Consider the following 18,045-nt stretch of genomic DNA (forward strand, 5'->3'; position numbering starts at 1 on the left):
CCCATGGACATCGATCTCGCCGTCCTCCGAGGGGTCGAGCGCGAGCGCGACATCTCGCTCGACGTGCTCATCCCCGCGATCGAGCAGGCCCTCCTTCTCGCCTACCAGCGCTCGGACGGCTCCTCGCGCAACGCCCGGGCCGAGCTCGACCGCAAGACCGGGCACGTGACGATCTGGGCCCGCGAGGAGTTCGAGGTCCCGGTCGAGGAGGAGCCCGCCGAGCCGACAGTTGGCGCAGCGTCTGCGCAGGTGGACGCTCCGGAAGCCGGAGACGACGGCGAGGCTCCCGCCGAGGCGGCGCCTGTCGAGCGACCGGCCCCGCGCATGCGTCGTGAGTACGGTCCCGAGTTCGACGACACCCCCACCGACTTCGGTCGCGTCGCGGCCGCGACCGCCCGCCAGGTCATCGTGCAGCGCCTGCGCGACATCGAGGACGACGCGATCATGGGCGACTTCAAGGGGCGGGAGGGCGACATCGTCGCCGGCGTCATCCAGCAGAGCCCGGACCCGCGCCACGTCACCGTCGACTTCGGCACGGTCGAGGGCATTCTGCCCCTCGCCGAGCAGGTCCCGGGCGAGAAGTACGTCCACGGCCAGCGCCTGCGCGTCTACGTCGTCAGCGTGAAGCGTGGTCTGCGCGGGCCGCAGATCGGGCTGTCGCGCACCCACCCCAACCTCGTCCGCAAGCTCTTCGCCCTGGAGGTCCCCGAGATCGCCGACGGCAGCGTCGAGATCGCGGCACTGGCCCGCGAGTCCGGACACCGCAGCAAGATCGCGGTGCACACCAAGGTCCCCGGGCTCAACGCCAAGGGCGCCTGCATCGGCCCGATGGGTGCTCGAGTGCGCGCCGTCATGTCGGAGCTGCACGGTGAGAAGATCGACATCGTCGACTTCAGCGAGGACCCGGCCACCTTCATCGCGTCGGCGCTCAGCCCGTCACGGGTGCAGTCGGTCGAGATCGTCGACTGGCAGCTGCGCGCGGCCCGGGTGATCGTGCCTGACTACCAGCTCTCGCTCGCCATCGGCCGTGAGGGACAGAACGCGCGGCTCGCGGCCAAGCTCACGGGCTGGCGCATCGACATCCGGTCCGACAACCCCGCCGCCGCCACCGGTCAGGGGGGCGCCCAGAGCCCTGTCGAGTCGTCCGGTGACGCACCCGACGTCCGCTAGGCGCTAGAGTGGAGGGGACCGACCGGACTGGACTCCGGACTCGGGCGTCGCACGCTGAGGCGGGCACACGGCATACATCGTCACTGATCGAGCCCGTGCGCACCTGTGTGGGATGTCGAGCCACGGATAGCCGGTCGGCACTCCTGCGAGTGGTTGTCGGAGACCAAGGGGACCTCGTCCCCGACCTTCGACGGTGTCTTCCGGGGCGCGGCGCCTGGCTGCACCCCACCGGAGACTGTTTCGACCTCGCCGTCCGGCGTCGGGCGTTCGGGCGTGCGCTGAGAGTCAGCGCGCCTCTGGAAACCGCAGCCGTGGCGGAGGAGATCGCCACCCACGAGCAGACGACCAACCGACCATCCCCAGGGAACCAACCGTAGCTCTGAGAACAGAGAGTGGTTTGACGCTGATGAGCACCCGATGAGAACTCAGTAATGAGCTCCCCCCCAAGCTAGCGGTCCGCGATTTCTGCTTCGTCAGGTCGCATGGACCAGAAGAAGGAGAAAACGTGGCAAAGGTTCGAGTCAGTGCACTCGCCAAAGATGTCGGAGTGACCAGCAAGGTCCTCCTCGAGCGCCTCAACGACATGGGTGAGTACGTCAAGTCGGCGTCCTCGACGGTCGAGGCCCCCGTGGTGCGTCGCTACCAGGAGAAGTTCCCGGTCGACAAGCCCGCGGCCGCCCCCGAGGCCGCCAAGCCGGCCGCCAAGAAGGCCCCCGCTCAGCCGGCTGAGGCACCTGCTGCCCCCAGCCAGGCCGCACCCGGGTCCGGCACCGCGCCCGCGACCCCCGGCCCCAAGTCGCCGTCGGCATCACCTGCCCCGACGCAGCCCGGCAGGCCCGCACCCGGTCCGGCGGCTCCCGCCCCGGCTGCTCCTGCTCCTGCCGCTGCGGCGACCCCGGCCAAGGCCGCGCCCGCACCGGCCGCCCCCGCTCCCGCAGCACCGGCACCGGCCGCGCCTGCCCCGGCAGCCCCCGCGCCGTCGGCTCCGGCCGCACGGGCCCCCCGCGAGGCCGGCGGCTCCGGCGCCCGTCCCGCACCTCGTCCCGGAGCGGGCTCCCCGCGCCCGGGCAACAACCCGTTCGCACCGAGCCAGGGCATGCGCCAGGGCCGCGAAGGCGGTCGTGACGCCGGCCGCGAGGCTCCGCGCGAAGGTGGTCGTGAGGGTGGCCGCGAAGGCGGCGGCGCCGCACGTCCCGGCAACAACCCGTTCGCCCCGAGCCAGGGCATGCCGCGTCCGCGCAGTGCGCCCCGTCCCGGTGGCCCCGCAGGTGCAGGAGCCGGCGCAGCCGGTCCCCGCCCCGGCGGCGCCCGTCCCAGCCCCGGCATGATGCCGTCCTCCAGTGCGGTCGCCCGTCCGGGCGAGCGCCCCGGTGGCGCCGGTGGTCGCGGTGGCCGTCCCGGCGCCGGTGGCCCGGGTCGTCCCGGCGGCGGTGGCCCCGGTGCAGGTGGAGGCGGCTTCGCCGGTCGTCCCGGCGGTGGTGGCTTCCGCGGTGGAGCCGGCCGTGGCTCGACGGCCGGTGCCTTCGGCCGCGGAGGGGGCCGTCCCGGTCGCGCCCGCAAGTCCAAGCGCGCCAAGCGCATGGAGTTCGAGGAGATGCAGGCGCCGTCGATCGGTGGCGTGAGCGTTCCTCGCGGTGACGGCAAGACGATCATCCAGGTGCGCCAGGGTGCATCACTGACCGACTTCGCCGACAAGATCAACGCCAACCCGGGCTCGCTCGTCACGGTCATGTTCCACCTCGGTGAGATGGCGACCGCGACCCAGAGCCTCGACGAGGACACCTTCAAGCTGCTCGGCGCCGAGCTCGGCTTCGACATCCGCATGGTCTCGCCGGAGGAGGAGGAGAAGGAGCTGTTCGACGCCTTCGACATCAACCTCGAGATCGGTGTCGACGCCGAGGACGAGGACGACCTCGCGGCACGCCCGCCGGTCGTCACGGTCATGGGTCACGTCGACCACGGCAAGACGCGTCTTCTCGACGCGATCCGCAACGAGGACGTCGCCGGTGGCGAGTCCGGTGGCATCACCCAGCACATCGGTGCCTACCAGATCCACAAGGAGCACGAGGGCGTCGACCGTCCGATCACCTTCATCGACACCCCGGGTCACGAGGCGTTCACCGCCATGCGTGCTCGTGGTGCGAAGGTCACGGACATCGCGATCCTCGTCGTCGCCGCCGACGACGGCGTCATGCCGCAGACCATCGAGGCGCTCAACCACGCCCAGGCGGCCGATGTCCCGATCGTCGTCGCGGTCAACAAGATCGACGTCGAGGGCGCCAACCCGTCCAAGATCCGGCAGCAGCTCACCGAGTACAACCTCGTCGCCGAGGAGTACGGCGGCGAGACCATGTTCGTCGACGTCTCGGCCAAGCAGGGCGAGAACATCGACGCCCTGCTCGAGGCCGTCCTGCTCACCGCGGACGCGGCCCTCGACCTGCGGGCCAACCCCGACCGTGACGCCCGTGGTGTCGCGATCGAGGCCAACCTCGACAAGGGTCGTGGCGCGACCGCGACGGTGCTCATCCAGTCCGGAACGCTTCACGTCGGTGACGCCATCGTCACCGGCAGCTCCTACGGCCGCGTTCGCGCCATGCTCGACGAGCACGGCAACAACGTCCAGGAGGCGGGCCCGTCCCGTCCGGTCCAGGTGCTCGGACTCTCCTCCGTCCCGCGCGCCGGCGACACCTTCGTCGTCGCGCCCGACGACCGCACCGCCCGCCAGATCGCGGAGCGTCGTGAGTCGGCCGACCGTCAGGCCAGCCTGGCCAAGGCCCGCAAGCGCATCTCGCTCGAGGACCTCAACGAGGCGATCGCACAGGGCAAGGTCGACACCCTCAACCTCATCCTCAAGGGTGACGTCTCCGGTTCCGTCGAAGCGCTCGAGGACGCCCTGCTCCAGATCCAGGTCGGGGCAGACGTGGACCTGCGGATCATCGACCGCGGCGTCGGTGCCATCACGATGAACAACATCAACCTCGCCGTGGCCTCCAACGCCATCATCATCGGCTTCAACGTCCGGGCCGAGGGCCAGAACGCTGACTACGCCGAGCGTGAGGGCGTCGAGATCCGCTACTACTCGGTGATCTACCAGGCCATCGAGGAGATCGAGCAGTCCCTCGTGGGCATGCTCAAGCCGGAGTTCGAAGAGGTGGAGCTCGGCACCGCCGAGATCCGCGAGATCTTCCGCTCGAGCAAGTTCGGCAACATCGCCGGATCGATCGTCCGCAGCGGCGAGATCAAGCGTGGCACCAGGGCGCGCATCACGCGCAACGGTGTCGTCGTGTCCGAGAACGTCGAGATCGCCGGTCTGCGCCGGTTCAAGGATGACGTCACCGAGGTCCGCGAGGGCTTCGAGTGCGGCATCAACCTGGGGTCCTACAACGACCTCCAGCTCGGCGACCTCATCGCCACCTACGAGATGCGCGAGAAGCCGCGCGCCTGAGTCGCCCCGGTGAGCGGCCGGCATACCAGGACCCGGGTATGCCGGCCGCTCACCTTCGGCTCGTGAGCCGAGTCTGGCCTCGCGAGCCGCTTCGACCAGGCTCGCGAGGCACAACCCGGCTCGCGAGCCGCCAAGAGAAGGAGTTGTCGTGGCTGACGCCGCACGCGCCCGCAAGGTCGCCGACCGCATCAAGACCCTCATCGCTGCCGGACTGGGCTCGATCATCAAGGACCCGGACCTCGGGTTCGTGACGATCACCGACGTCCGCGTGACCAACGACCTCCAGCACGCGTCGGTGTTCTACACCGTGTTCGGCGACGACGCCCAGCGGGCCAAGACGACCTACCTCCTCGAGGAGAACCGCGGCAAGCTGCGCAGCCACGTCGGCAAGAACCTCGGCATCCGCCTCACGCCCTCGCTCGAGTTCATCGCGGACGCCATCCCGGAGACGGCCGCCCACCTCGAGGTCCTCCTTCAGGAGGCCCGCGAGCGTGACGCAGCCGTCGCCGCCGCTGCTGCCGGGGCCAAGCACGCCGGCGACCCGGACCCCTACCGCCACGACGACGAGCCGGACGCCGACGACGCCGACGACGCCGACGAGGCAGAGGTCGAGCCGGCCACCGGCACGGCCGGGACCAGCGGCACCGACCGCGCGTGAGTGGCACGGTCGACGGGCTCCTCGTCGTCGACAAGCCTCGTGACTGGACGAGCCACGACGTGGTGGCCCGGGCGCGCCGGTTGTGCGACACCCGCAAGGTGGGGCACGCCGGAACCCTCGACCCGATGGCCACCGGCGTGCTCGTCCTGGGTGTGGGCCGGGCGACGAAGCTGCTGACCTTCCTCGTCGGCTGCGACAAGGACTACACCGCGACGATCCGCATCGGGCAGGCCACTCTCACCGACGACGCGGAGGGCGAGGTGACCAGCGCCCCCGGTGCGGGGGGCCTCTCCGACGACGCCGTCGCGGCTGCGGTCGTCACGCTCACCGGTGACATCGAGCAGGTCCCCAGCTCGGTCAGTGCGATCAAGGTCAAGGGCCAGCGCTCCTACCACCGGGCCCGGGCGGGGGAGAGCGTCGACCTGCCCGCGCGGCCGGTGACGGTGTCCCGCTTCGACATCGGCGTGCTGCGCCGGTCGACCCTCGCGGGCGATGACGGGCAGGACCTCGCGATCGTCGACGTCGACGTCGAGGTCACCGTGTCGTCGGGCACCTACGTGCGTGCTCTCGCGCGCGACCTCGGCACCGCCCTCGGCTCGGCTGGTCACCTCATCGCCCTCAGGCGGACCCGTGTCGGAGGGTTCGGTCTCGACACGGCACACCCGCTGGTCGACCTGGAGGCGCGCCAGGGTGAGCCGATGCCGGTCATCCCGCTAGCCGACGCGGCACGAGCGCAGTTCGTGGCACGCGAGCTCACCGCCGACGAGGCTCGCACCATCGGTCACGGACAGAAGCTCCCGTCCGCCGAGCCCGGGCGTCTCGAGCCCGTGGCGGCCTTCGCTCCCGACGGCACCCTCGTCGCGATGCTCGACGAGTCCCGCGCCACAGCGCGGAGCCACGTCGTCTTCGCCCCGGCGACTTCGTAGAGTGTCCACCGTGCACCGTTTCACCGACCCCGCCGAGACGCCCGACGAGCTGCGGCCCTGTGTCGTCACGCTCGGCAACTTCGACGGCGTCCACCGTGGGCACAAGGCGGTGCTGTCCCGTCTCGTCGAGATCGGCAGCGAGCGGGGCCTGCCCGCGGTCGCCGTGACGTTCGACCCGCACCCCCTCGCGGTGCTCCACCCCGACCGTGCGCCCGAGAGCATCACGTCGAGCGCGATCCGGGACGACCTGCTCGAGTCGACCGGGATCGACGGCCTCCTCGTCATGGAGTTCACCAAGGAGTTCGCCCAGCAGTCCCCCGAGGACTTCGTCCGCGACACCTTCGTCGACGGGCTCCGGGCCCAGGTCGTCGTCGTGGGGGTCGACACGCGGTTCGGCCACAAGAACTCCGGCGACGTCACGACCCTGCGGGCGCTCGGGGAGATCCACGGGTTCGACGTCGTGGCGCTCGAGGACGTCGGTGACGGCGAGCGCTGGTCGTCCACCTCGGTGCGCCGCGCCCTCGCCGCAGGTGACGTGACCGCTGCGGCGCGGGTCCTCGGCCGACCCCACCGCGTCGTCGGCACCGTCGTCCACGGCCACCACCGCGGACGCGAGCTCGGCTACCCGACCGCGAACCTCTCACCTGACTCCGACGGGCTCGTCCCCGCGGAAGGGGTCTATGCCGGGTGGCTGACCCGCCTTGACCTCGCGGAGGGCGAGCTGGACCGCACCATGCCGGCCGCCATCTCGATCGGCACCAACCCGACCTTCGACACCCTGGACCGGCGCACCGTCGAGGCCTACGTCCTCGACCGCGACGACCTCGACCTCTATGACGAGCGCGTCGTCGTCGAGTTCGTCGAGCACATCAGACCCACGCTGCGCTTCGACAGCATCGACGACCTCCTCGTCGCCATGGCCAAGGACGTCGAGCAGTGCCGCGCGGTGCTCACCCAGATCGTCCACTCCTGACCCTCCGGGGCCGATGGCTCCGCCAGGACGTCGGCCTGCTCGTGGGAGCCGCGGGGACGTCCGTCGTCGGCGCCCTGCTCGTCTGGTCAGCGACACACGAGGCGGCCGGCACGGCATACCTCGTCCGTCACCTCCTCAACACGGTCATCGGCGTGGGGCTCGCCGTGGCCGTGGCCCGGCTCGGCCACCACGGACTGCGCCTCGTCGCACCGTGGCTCTACGGGGTCTCGCTGCTGGGGCTCGTCGCGGTCCTCACGCCGCTCGGGCTCACCATCAACGGGTCCCGGTCGTGGATCCCCGTCGCGGCGGGGTTCACCGTCCAGCCCTCCGAGTTCGCCAAGGTGGGTCTGGCGCTGGTGCTCGCCTTCGTCTTCGCCGACCGGTGGGAGCGTCGGGTCGCGCCGAGCAACCGTGACGTCGCGCTCGGATGGGTGCTTGCGGCGGTGCCGGTGGCGCTCATCATGCTGCAGCCCGACCTCGGCTCGGCGGTGGTCCTCGGGGCACTCGCCTTCGTCGTCGTCGCAATCGCCGGCGCGCCGCGGCGCTGGGTCGTCGGTGTCGGGCTCGCTGCCGTCGGCATCGTCGTCGCGGCGCTCACGACACCGCTGCTCAGCGGCTACCAGCGCGACCGGATCCTGGCCTTCGCGAACCCGAGCGCCGACCCGCAGGGCATCGGCTACCAGACCCGGCAGGTGCGGCTCGCCATCGGATCCGGCGGCTGGTCCGGGCAGGGCTTCATGGAGGGCCGCCAGACCCAGGGCGGCTTCATCCCCTACCAGCTCAACGACTTCGTCTTCTCGGTCGCGGGGGAGGAGCTCGGCTTCGTCGGGGCCGCCGGACTCCTCGTCCTGCTGTCGTTCATCGTCATCCGCACCTTCGTCGTCGCCGGACGCTCCGGTGACGCGTTCGGCCGGTTCGTCGGTGTCGGGGTGGGCACCTGGCTCGCCTTCCAGGTCTTCCAGAACGTCGGGATGAACCTCGGGGTCACGCCGGTCACCGGTCTGCCGCTGCCGTTCGTCTCCTACGGCGGGTCGTCCATGTTCGCGTCCTGGCTCGCCGTCGGTGTCGTCAATGCGGCGTATGCCGCAGGGCACCGCGACCGCGTCTGACCGTCGCCGACGCTCGCGTCGTGATGACCGACACGTTCGTTACCCGTCGGTCACGTTTGTCGTGACAGGCCCCCCAACGGGCGTGCACTGTGGGAACATCCGGCAACGAGTTTCCCCAATGACGAGGACACCCTGATGCTCACAGCGCAGCCCCAGATCCACTCGCCGGCCGACGAGCCGATCGACCACAGCCTTCTCGAGGGACGCTCCCGGAGCGTCGGACACCTCTTCCGTGAACGGGTGAACGCCACGCCCGACAGGACCGCGTTCATGTACGCCAAGGTCGGGGCAGGCGCAGACGGCGCCGACGAGTGGGTGGACGTCAGCTGGGCGCAGGTCAAGGAGCGCGTCTACGCGCTGGGCGCTGGGCTCGTCGCGCTCGGGGTGGGCCCGGAGGATCGTGTCGCGGTGGCGTCCGGCACCTGCTACGAGTGGGCGCTCGCCGACCTCTCGGTCATGGTGAGTGGTGGCGTCACGACGACGATCTACCCGACGACGATCGACGACGATGTGCAGTTCATCCTCAGCGACTCGCAGAGCAAGGTGGTCTTCGCCCAGGACGCCGAGCAGGTGGCCAAGCTGCGCCGCATCCGCCACGGTGTGCCGGGCCTGGCCAAGGTCGTCACGTTCGACGCCGAGGCCGCCGACGGTGAGGACGACTGGGTCATCTCCCTCGACGCCCTCGAGCGGCTGGGCCAGAGCGGGCTCACGCGGGACCCGGGGCTGATCGACTCCCGCATCGACAGCATCACGCCGGACCGGCTCGCCACGATCATCTACACCTCCGGCACGACCGGCCGCCCCAAGGGTGTCCGGCTGCTGCACGACACCTGGACCTACCAGGGCGCCGCGATCCAGGCGATGAACATCCTCGACGAGACCGACCTCCAGTACCTCTGGCTCCCGCTCGCCCACGTCTTCGGCAAGGTGCTCCTGACCTTCCCGCTGCAGCTCGGCTTCGCCACGGCCATCGACGGTCGCATCGACAAGATCGTCGACAACCTCGCCGTCGTTCGCCCCACCTTCATGGGCGCGGCTCCCCGCATCTTCGAGAAGGCCTATGGCCGGATCACGATGATGATGGAGGAGGAGGGCGGCATCAAGCTCAAGCTGTTCACATGGGCCACAGGCGTCGGCCGCGAGGTGAGCGAGCTGCGGGAGCAGGGCAAGAACCCGAGCGGGATGCTCGCTCGCAAGTACGCCATCGCCGACAAGATCATCATGAGCAAGATCCGTGAGCGCTTCGGTGGACGGGTCCGCTTCTTCATCTCCGGGTCGGCCGCCCTCAACGTCGACGTCGCACGCTGGTTCGACGCGATGGGCATGCAGGTCGCCGAGGGCTACGGCCTCACCGAGTCCAGCGCGGCCGCCTTCGTGGCCCGGCCCAACGCCTACCGCTACGGCACGGTCGGCTGGGCCATCCCGGGCCTGGAGTGCCGCATCGCCGAGGACGGTGAGGTGATGCTCAAGGGGCCAGGGATCATGAACGGCTACCACAACAACCCCGAGGCCACGGCCGAGGTGCTGGGCGACGACGGGTGGTTCCACACCGGCGACATCGGTGAGCTCGACGAGCGCGGGTTCCTCAAGATCACCGACCGCAAGAAGGACCTCTTCAAGACGTCGAACGGCAAGTACGTCGCGCCCTCGATCATCGAGTCGAGGTTCAAGGGCATGTGTCCCTACCTCAGCCAGTTCATCGTCCACGGCGCGGACCGCAACTTCGTCACCGCGCTGGTCACCCTCGACCCGGACGCCATCCAGGGCTGGGCCGCCGCCAACGGCATGGGCGACAAGACCTACGCCGAGATCGTCACCTCCGACGAGGCTCGTGCCATGGTCCAGGGCTACATCGACGAGCTCAACGCGGGCCTCAACCGCTGGGAGCAGATCAAGAAGTTCTCGATCCTCGAGTCCGACCTGACCGTGGACAGCGGTGAGCTCACCCCGAGCCTCAAGCTCAAGCGCAAGGTCGTCACCGAGCGCTACCGCGACAACCTCGACGCCCTCTACACCGGCAGCTGACAGCTCCAGTCCGCCTCCGGAACCACCGCCGTCGTCCCCCTCGTCAGTCCTCGACGAGGGGGACGAACCGGTAGGCGCCGTGGATCTCGACGCGTGCGTCGCTGGGTCTTCCTTCCGCGTATGCCGTCCGCCCCCGTTCGTCGACCGCGTCGAGCTCTCGGGTGACCCGGTGCATCCAGCCCAGCACCGGGATCACCATGACGCCGCCGGGTTCGAGCTGCTCGACGAGCGCCCGGGGCAGGGTCTGCGCATCGGCCGACACGAGGATCCGGTGGAACGGGCCCTCGTCCGGTGACCCCAGCACACCGGGCGTGGCGAGCGTCAGGCGAGCCCACGGCATACCCGTGCGTTCGAGGTTGGCGGCGCCGACCTCGCACAGCTCGGGCACCCGCTCGACGCCGGTCACGGAGCCCGACGGCCCGGTCAGGTGGGCGAGGAGCGTGGTGCTCCAGCCCGAACCGGCGCCCACGTCGAGGACGCGGTCGCCGGGGCGCACGTCGAGGAGCTCGAGCATCGCGGCGACCGTCCGCGGCTGGGAGTTCGTCTGACCGTGGCCGATCGGCAGGGGTCCGTCACGGTCGGCGTGCCGACGCTCGCGCCTGGGCAGGAAGTCCCTGCGAGGCCACGCGGCCATCGCCTCCGCCACCCGGTCCGCAGCGTCCACCACCCCAGTGTGCGCCGAGCCTCAGCTCGTGGCGAAGACACCGAGCTCGTTGCCGCTCGGGTCGGTGAAGTGGAAGCGGTGGCCACCGGGGTACTCGTAGGGCCCTCGGGTGATGGTGCCTCCAGCAGTGGTGACGGCCGTCTGCGACGCCGCGAGGTCGTCGGAGTACAGCAGCACGAGCGGCCCACCCGATCCGGCGTCAGCGGTGCCGTTGAGGCCACCCACCTCCTCGCCGTCGGGACCCTTGATCCCGGCGTACTCCGGGCCGTAGTCCGTGAACTCCCAGCCGAAGGCGCCTGCGTAGAAGGCCTTGGCGGCCTCGACGTCACCCGCGGCCAGCTCGATGTAGGAGATGGCGTGATGTGTCTGTCCCATGACCCCACGGTAGGCAGGGGCGCCGACACCGTCCATCGTCGTGACTTTGGGCTCGGCAACAGGCGAACGTACCCTTGGCGCATGCACACCCGTACTGCTGGCGACTCCCTGTTCCCCCTGCTCGAGCCCTTGCTCGAGCAGGTGAGCAAGCCGATCCAGTACGTCGGCGGCGAGCTCAACTCGACGGTCAAGGACTGGGACTGCGGTGGCGACGCGACGGTGCGATGGGCGCTCATGTACCCCGACGCCTACGAGGTCGGTGTCCCCAACCAGGGCTCGATGATCCTCTACGAGGTACTCAACGAGCGCGAGGGTGTGCTGTGCGAGCGGACGTATGCCGTGTGGCCGGACATGGAGGCCCTCATGCGCGCCGAGGGCGTGCCGCAGTTCACGGTCGATGCGCACCGCGCGGTCGGCGACTTCGACGTGCTCGGTGTCTCGTTCTCCACCGAGCTCGGCTACACCAACCTCCTCACCGCTCTCGACCTCGGCGGGATCCCGCTGCACGCGCGTGACCGCATCGACGGCCACCCACTCGTCATCGCCGGGGGCCACGCCGCGTTCAACCCCGAGACCATCGCCGACTTCATCGACGCCGCGATCATCGGCGACGGCGAGGAGGCGGTGCTCATGGTCACCGCGCTCGTCTCCGCCTGGAAGCGCGAGGGTATGCCGGGTGGTCGCCGTGAGCTGCTCCTGCGCCTTGCGAGGACGGGCGGCGTCTACGTCCCCGGGTTCTACGACGTCAGCTACCTGCCGGACGGTCGCATCCAGCGCATCGCCCCCACCGAGCCCGGCGTGCCGTGGCGCGTGTCCAAGCACACGGTCATGGACCTCGACGCCTGGCCCTACCCGAAGCAGCCGCTCGTGCCGCTCGCCGAGTCGGTGCACGAGCGCATGTCGGTCGAGATCTTCCGCGGCTGCACCCGCGGCTGCCGCTTCTGCCAGGCCGGGATGATCACCCGCCCCGTGCGTGAGCGCTCGATCACCGGGATCGGTGAGATGGTCGAGAAGGGCCTCGCCGCAACGGGTTTCGAGGAGGTGGGGCTGCTCTCACTCTCGAGCGCCGACCACTCCGAGATCGCCGACCTGACCAAGGGGCTGGCCGACCGCTACGAAGGCACCCAGACGGGGCTGTCCCTGCCGTCGACCCGCGTCGACGCCTTCAACATCGACCTCGCCAACGAGCTCACCCGCAACGGGCGCCGCTCCGGGCTGACCTTTGCGCCCGAGGGTGGCAGCGAGCGGATCCGCAAGGTCATCAACAAGATGGTCACGGAGGAGGACCTCATCAAGACGGTCTCGGCGGCCTATGGGGCGGGCTGGCGCAACGTCAAGCTCTACTTCATGTGCGGCCTGCCCACCGAGACCGACGAGGACGTCCTGCAGATCGCCGAGCTCGCGAAGCGGGTCATCGAGACCGGACGCCAGGTCAGCGGCCGCAAGGACATCCGCTGCACCGTCTCGATCGGTGGGTTCGTGCCCAAGCCGCACACTCCCTTCCAGTGGGTCGGGCAGCTCTCGGCCGACGAGACCGACGCCCGGCTGGGCAAGCTGCGCGACGCCATCCGCGCCGACCGTCGCTTCGGCAGCTCCATCGGCTTCCGCTACCACGACGGCAAGCCCGGGATCGTCGAGGGACTGCTCTCGCGTGGTGACCGACGAGTCGGCGCGGTCATCGAGCAGGTGTGGCGGGACGGCGGTCGCTTCGACGGCTGGAGCGAGCACTTCTCCTACGAGCTGTGGATGGCCTCCGCCGAGAAGGCGTTCGCCGCCTGCCCGTGGCCGATCGACGTCGACTGGTACACCACGCGCGAGCGTGAGGAGTCCGAGTTCCTGCCCTGGGACGTCGTCGACTCCGGCCTCGACAAGGAATGGCTCTGGCAGGACTGGCTGGACTCGCTCGACGAGACCGAGGTCGACGACTGCCGCTGGACGCCGTGCTTCGACTGCGGCGTGTGCCCTCAGCTGGGGACCGAGATCGAGATCGGCCCGACCGGGAAGACCCTGTTGCCGCTCACCGTCCTCGGCGCCGGCAAGGCAGGCATGGCCGAGCACACCCACGCCTGACCCTTGCGTCCCCCGCCGAGCGAGCCACCAGTTGGCGAACCGACCATCCACAGGTGGTCGGTTCACCAGGTTCTGGCTCGCTCGAGCTCCGACCTCGACGACGTCATCGCGCTTCGCCTCGCCTGGAAGCCGGCAGCCGACGAGGCCGAAGCCCTCACGCTCGCTGACGAGATGCGTGCGTGGTGGGAGTCGAACGGCGCTGGAAGGCGAGCGTGGATCGCGAGGGGAGCGGACGGCATACCCGTCGGGATGGCGAACGCGGCCGTCTTCGAACGCATGCCGGTCCCGGGACGGGGATCCGCGCGCTGGATCTATGTCGCCAACGTCTTCGTGCTGCCGGAGCACCGCCGGCAGGGCGTCGCCGCGGATCTCATGAACGCCGTCGTCGAGTGGGCCCGCGCCGAGGGCATGGTGAGGGTCGTGCTGGCGCCGAGCGAGATGTCGGTCCCGTTCTACGCCTCGCTCGGCTTCCGCCCGGCCGACGACCTCATGCGCCTCGACCTGTCTTGAGCCCTGTCGGACCCCGGTGCCACTGTGGAGACATGAGCCGCACGATCCAGGTCACGTTCGACGCCCACGACCCGCGCGCCCAGTCCACCTTCTGGGCCGCCGCCCTGGGCTACGTCATCCCCGGTCCGCCGGGCACCGAGCTGCCCGACGGCGCCGACCCGCTTGCCGCGTGGACCGAGTTCCTCACGAGGATCGGGGTGCCCGAGGACCAGCACAACTCCCGGTCCGCGGCCGAGGACCCCGACGGCAAGGGTCCCCGGGTGTTCTTCCAACAGGTCCCCGAGGCCAAGGTCGTCAAGAACCGCGTGCACCTCGACGTCCGCATCGCCCCCGGTCTCGAGGGCGACGAGCGGATGGCGGCGCTGGAGGCCGAGTGCGAGCGGCTCCAGGCCCTGGGGGCGCAGCGCGTGCGGCGGGTCGAGCCGGAGCCGCCGATGGAGGCCGGGTTCATCGTCATGCAGGACCCCGAGGGCAACGAGTTCTGTCTGGACTGACCGCCTGTCCGAGGGTTCGGTCAGGGAGCGCTCGGAGGTGCCGCGCTGGTCGGTCTGCACCTCGTCTCCACATCGGCCGGCACCGAGGCGGCCGTCTCCACAGCCGGCCCCTACGCGCAGTCGCTCGCCCTTTGCCATCAACCTCGTCGTCGTCGACATGGTGATCCGTCGTCGCGAGCTGCTGGTCCACCCGCGGCACGTGGTCACGAGAGCCCAGCCGGACGGCATACAGGTTCATGAGCCATTCACCTTCGAAGGTTCTCCTCGCCCCCGAGCATGACTAGGTTGAGCGGACCCCCTGGAAACCTGACGGAGGAACCACCCATGAACCTCACCCGAGCCGCCCTGATCGGCGCCACGGCCCTGCTGACACTCGCGCCACTGACCGCCGCATCCAGCGCGTCGGCCCAGCCCGACCGCGGGGAGTCGCTGCGCGTCGCGACCTACAACCTCTCGCTCAACCGCAACGTCGCGGGCCAGCTGGTCAGCGACCTGTCGACGCCCGACAACGCCCAGGCCAAGGCGGTCGCCGAGGTCATCCAGCGCGCCAACCCCGACGTCGTCCTCCTCAACGAGTTCGACTACGTGGAGGGCGGCGCGGCGGTCGACCTCTTCCGCGACAACTACCTCGAGGTGCCGCACAACGGGGCAGCCGCGGTCGAGTACCCCTACGTTTTCGTCGCGCCCTCCAACACGGGCATCCCGAGCGGCGTCGACCTCAACAACGACGGCGCGGTCGGGGGCGGCGACGACGCCTACGGGTTCGGCCTCTTCCCCGGGCAGTACGGCATGGTCGTCCTCTCCAAGTACCCGATCCAGACCGACGGGGTGCGCACGTTCCAGAACTTCCTGTGGCAGGACATGCCCGGCAACGTCCTTCCGACCGACTGGTACTCACCCGCGGAGCAGGACGTCCTGCGGCTCTCGAGCAAGTCGCACTGGGACGTCCCGGTGACGGTCGGCAAGCGCACGGTCCACGTCCTCGCGGCGCACCCGACACCGCCGACCTTCGACGGCCCCGAGGACCGCAACGGTCGCCGCAACCACGACGAGATCCGCTTCTGGGCCGACTACGTCACCCCGGGTCAGGGGCGCTACATCTACGACGACGCCGGCACGCGTGGTGGCCTCAACCCCAGCGAGAGCTTCGTCATCCTCGGTGACTACAACGCCGACCCTGCCGACGGCGACTCCTACGACGGCGCGATCCATCAGCTGCTCGGGAACAAGCGCATCGTCGACCCGCTGGCCACGTCGGAGGGCGCGGTGGAGGCCGCTCGACTCCAGGGCGGCGCCAACCTCACCCACGAGGGCGATCCCAAGTACGACACGGCCGACTTCGCCGACGGCGCGCCGGGCAACCTCCGGGTCGACTACACCCTGCTGTCTAGGAGCTTCACCGTGAACGACGCCGGCGTCTTCTGGCCGGTCCTGGCCGACCCGCTGTCCCGCCTCACCGGCGTGTTCCCCTTCCCGACGAGCGACCACCGTCTCGTCTGGGCGGACGTCACCCTGCGCTGACCCTCCCGTCAGACAAGCGTCGGGTATGCCGTGGCACTCGACCGGTGCCACGGGCATATCTGCGTCTGTGGTGGCTCGGGTGGTGGGTCGCCCGAGGGGGAGGCTGCCCAATGGTGGTGAGAGGTGCGGTGCCCGCCTGCGAGAAACATCGGTCCACTCGTGCGCATCCGGCGGGGCGCACAGGGTAGAAGGGAGCGATGCAGACGTTCCTCCCGTATGCCGACCCGCGCGCTAGCGCCGCCGTTCTGGACGACCGCCGGCTCGGCAAGCAACGGGTGGAGACCTTCCAGGTGCTGCGGGCTCTGACCTGGCCGACCTACGGATGGAAGAACCACCCGGTCACGCGCATGTGGCGAGGCTTCGTCCCCGGACTCGTCGCCTACGGCCTGGCGTGCATCGACGAGTGGCAGGCCAGGGGACGGGCCGACTCCACGCGAAGCTCGCTGCTCGAGTTCTCCGCTGGGGTCGAACCAGACTGGGACGTGCTCAACGAGGAGGGTCGGTTGCCGCCCTGGGTGGGCGACGAGCCGCTACACCTCAGCCACCGGTCGGCCCTGGCGCGCAAGGACCCCGAGCACTACCGGCGGTACTTCGGTGACGTCCCCGGCGACCTGCCCTACGTGTGGCCCGACCCGACCTTCCCCCGGTGGCCGGTGCACCGACTAGACGGCGAGCCGCTCGCGCTCGCGGACGCCGTGACGCTTCTCGGCCTCGACGACGCGCCGGCTGGTGCGGCCGAGACGGTGCGCCGGCTGGCGCTGGGGTCGGACGTCGTCCTGGCGGGGCAGGACGCGCCCGACGCCAGGGTCCTGGCGCTGCTCGCCGGCCTGTGCACCCCCGGTTCGACGCTCTGGGTCGTGGACCTGCCTCCGCTCCCGCTCAGCGGCCCGCCACCGGAGCCGCGCGAGAGCACGGGCACGGTGAGCCCGTCGACGGCCCGCCCACCCTCGGGCGCCGACCGGCTCGCGATGGTGCAGGAGGCCGAGGTCGTCCCGGAGTTCCGGTTCGTCCGGCGCGGACTCGTCACGCGGACGCTCGCGGACGACCTGGGGGCCGGGCTGGTCGTGACACCGCCCGCAGGCGACCCCGGAGCCGGCGTCGGCCGACCGCGCCTGGTCATCCCGGGCAGCTGAGCCGACAGGGCACGTGTCGGCCGGACGGCATACGGGCGTGGAAGTCTGGGCCCACCGGTGAAATAGGCTGGGCGGACCATGGCTCGTCGCACCCCTGAAGGCCCTCCGCCGCCCCTCGCGGTCCAGAAGCTCCGCATCCGCTACGCCAAGCGCGGACGGCTGCGGTTCTCCTCGACACGCGACTTCGCACGGGCCCTCGAGCGCGCCCTGCGGCGCTCCGGGGTGCCGATGGCGTTCTCGGCCGGCTTCCACCCGCATCCCAAGATCAGCTACGCCAACGCGGCGCCGACGGGCACGGCGAGCGAGGCCGAGTACTTCGAGATCTCAGTGACCGAGCGCGTCGACCCGGAGGCCCTGCGCCTGGCGCTCGACGGAGCGTTGCCGCCCGATCTCGACGTCATCGAGGTCGTCCAGGCCGGCCCGGGAAGCCTCGCCGAGCGGCTCGAGGCCAGTGTCTGGCGTCTCGAGATGCGTGGGGTCGACCTCGCGACCCTGGCGTATGCCGTGGAGCGCTTCCTCGCGGTGGAGACCGCCGAGGTGACCCGCATGTTCAAGACCGGAGCCAAGACCTTCGACGTCCGCTCGCCCGTCGTGTCCATGGCCGCCACCGGGGGCGAGGACGACTCGTGTGCGATACTGCAGATGGTCGTTCGGCACACCACACCGTCCGTTCGCCCCGATGACATCCTGACCGCACTGCACGCAGTGACCGAGCTCAGGCCTCCGGTTCCACCACTCGTGACCCGGCTGGCCCAGGGCCCGCTGCTCACGGCAGCTGCTGGGGTGGCCGATCCACTGGCCGCCGACAAGGACGCCGTCGGTTCCTGAAAGGTTGCCGCAGCGGAGATCCAGGCCGCGCGAAACCCTCGGGGACAGCACATGACTTCCGGGTCGGGAAATTCCACCTGACACGATTGCGATACGCGCCCCACGGGGTCGGCAGGTCCGGGCACACGCCCAGATGGTGTGGCT

The 18,045-nt window shown here is 70.3% G+C and carries 16 protein-coding genes; 14 read left to right on the plus strand and 2 right to left on the minus strand.

Annotated features, from left to right (window positions below):
• Window positions 1-3 precede the first annotated feature (3 nt).
• From nusA to ACFQW8_RS14615, 8 genes are all read left to right on the plus strand, one after another.
• Window positions 4-1,170: a transcription termination factor NusA gene (gene nusA / locus ACFQW8_RS14580; RefSeq protein ID WP_380088476.1), complete on the plus strand. Its 1,167-nt coding sequence runs from the start codon at window positions 4-6 to the stop codon at window positions 1,168-1,170.
• A gap of 107 nt (window positions 1,171-1,277) precedes the next feature.
• Window positions 1,278-1,547, plus strand: coding sequence for a YlxR family protein (locus ACFQW8_RS14585; RefSeq protein WP_380088678.1), 270 nt, complete (start codon window positions 1,278-1,280; stop codon window positions 1,545-1,547).
• A gap of 128 nt (window positions 1,548-1,675) precedes the next feature.
• Window positions 1,676-4,615, plus strand: coding sequence for a translation initiation factor IF-2 (infB, locus tag ACFQW8_RS14590; protein ID WP_380088478.1), 2,940 nt, complete (start codon window positions 1,676-1,678; stop codon window positions 4,613-4,615).
• A gap of 148 nt (window positions 4,616-4,763) precedes the next feature.
• Window positions 4,764-5,273, plus strand: a complete 510-nt coding sequence (gene rbfA, locus ACFQW8_RS14595) for a 30S ribosome-binding factor RbfA (protein ID WP_380088480.1) — start codon at window positions 4,764-4,766, stop codon at window positions 5,271-5,273.
• On the plus strand, window positions 5,270-6,199 hold the full coding sequence (gene truB, locus ACFQW8_RS14600) for a tRNA pseudouridine(55) synthase TruB (RefSeq protein ID WP_380088482.1): 930 nt from the start codon (window positions 5,270-5,272) through the stop codon (window positions 6,197-6,199). Before rbfA ends, truB begins: the two co-directional genes overlap by 4 nt.
• A 10-nt stretch (window positions 6,200-6,209) precedes the next feature.
• Window positions 6,210-7,172: a bifunctional riboflavin kinase/FAD synthetase gene (locus tag ACFQW8_RS14605; RefSeq protein WP_380088484.1), complete on the plus strand. Its 963-nt coding sequence runs from the start codon at window positions 6,210-6,212 to the stop codon at window positions 7,170-7,172.
• A complete protein-coding gene (locus ACFQW8_RS14610) occupies window positions 7,136-8,281 on the plus strand; it encodes an FtsW/RodA/SpoVE family cell cycle protein (RefSeq protein ID WP_380088486.1) in 1,146 nt (381 codons plus the stop codon). The genes ACFQW8_RS14605 and ACFQW8_RS14610 overlap by 37 nt, the downstream gene beginning before the upstream one ends.
• 135 nt (window positions 8,282-8,416) lie before the next feature.
• Window positions 8,417-10,306: an AMP-dependent synthetase/ligase gene (locus ACFQW8_RS14615; RefSeq protein WP_380088488.1), complete on the plus strand. Its 1,890-nt coding sequence runs from the start codon at window positions 8,417-8,419 to the stop codon at window positions 10,304-10,306.
• A 43-nt stretch (window positions 10,307-10,349) separates the two neighbouring features.
• Here ACFQW8_RS14615 and ACFQW8_RS14620 read toward each other — a convergent pair whose 3' ends face one another.
• Window positions 10,350-10,970, minus strand: a complete 621-nt coding sequence (locus ACFQW8_RS14620; protein ID WP_380088490.1) for a protein-L-isoaspartate O-methyltransferase family protein — start codon at window positions 10,968-10,970, stop codon at window positions 10,350-10,352.
• Window positions 10,971-10,991: 21 nt separating this feature from the next.
• The gene (locus tag ACFQW8_RS14625) at window positions 10,992-11,345 is read right to left on the minus strand and encodes a VOC family protein (protein WP_380088492.1); all 354 of its coding nucleotides are present in this window, start codon (window positions 11,343-11,345) and stop codon (window positions 10,992-10,994) included.
• Between the two features lie 81 nt (window positions 11,346-11,426).
• Here ACFQW8_RS14625 and ACFQW8_RS14630 point away from each other — a divergent pair, with 81 nt between their 5' ends.
• The 6 genes from ACFQW8_RS14630 to ACFQW8_RS14655 all read left to right on the plus strand — a co-directional run bounded on the left by ACFQW8_RS14630 (window position 11,427) and on the right by ACFQW8_RS14655 (window position 17,901).
• Complete coding sequence (locus ACFQW8_RS14630) at window positions 11,427-13,415, plus strand: TIGR03960 family B12-binding radical SAM protein (protein WP_380088494.1); 1,989 nt, start codon at window positions 11,427-11,429, stop codon at window positions 13,413-13,415.
• A gap of 3 nt (window positions 13,416-13,418) precedes the next feature.
• Window positions 13,419-13,925, plus strand: a complete 507-nt coding sequence (locus ACFQW8_RS14635; RefSeq protein WP_380088496.1) for a GNAT family N-acetyltransferase — start codon at window positions 13,419-13,421, stop codon at window positions 13,923-13,925.
• Window positions 13,926-13,957: 32 nt separating this feature from the next.
• Window positions 13,958-14,419, plus strand: a complete 462-nt coding sequence (locus ACFQW8_RS14640) for a VOC family protein (RefSeq protein ID WP_380088498.1) — start codon at window positions 13,958-13,960, stop codon at window positions 14,417-14,419.
• 324 nt (window positions 14,420-14,743) lie between these two features.
• A complete protein-coding gene (locus ACFQW8_RS14645; RefSeq protein ID WP_380088499.1) occupies window positions 14,744-15,940 on the plus strand; it encodes an endonuclease/exonuclease/phosphatase family protein in 1,197 nt (398 codons plus the stop codon).
• 197 nt (window positions 15,941-16,137) lie between these two features.
• A complete protein-coding gene (locus ACFQW8_RS14650) occupies window positions 16,138-17,073 on the plus strand; it encodes an MSMEG_6728 family protein (RefSeq protein WP_380088501.1) in 936 nt (311 codons plus the stop codon).
• A gap of 78 nt (window positions 17,074-17,151) precedes the next feature.
• Window positions 17,152-17,901: a TIGR03936 family radical SAM-associated protein gene (locus ACFQW8_RS14655; protein ID WP_380088502.1), complete on the plus strand. Its 750-nt coding sequence runs from the start codon at window positions 17,152-17,154 to the stop codon at window positions 17,899-17,901.
• Window positions 17,902-18,045: the final 144 nt, after the last annotated feature.

The sequence above is a fragment of the Knoellia altitudinis genome (assembly GCF_042666355.1).
GTDB lineage: Bacteria > Actinomycetota > Actinomycetes > Actinomycetales > Dermatophilaceae > Knoellia > Knoellia altitudinis.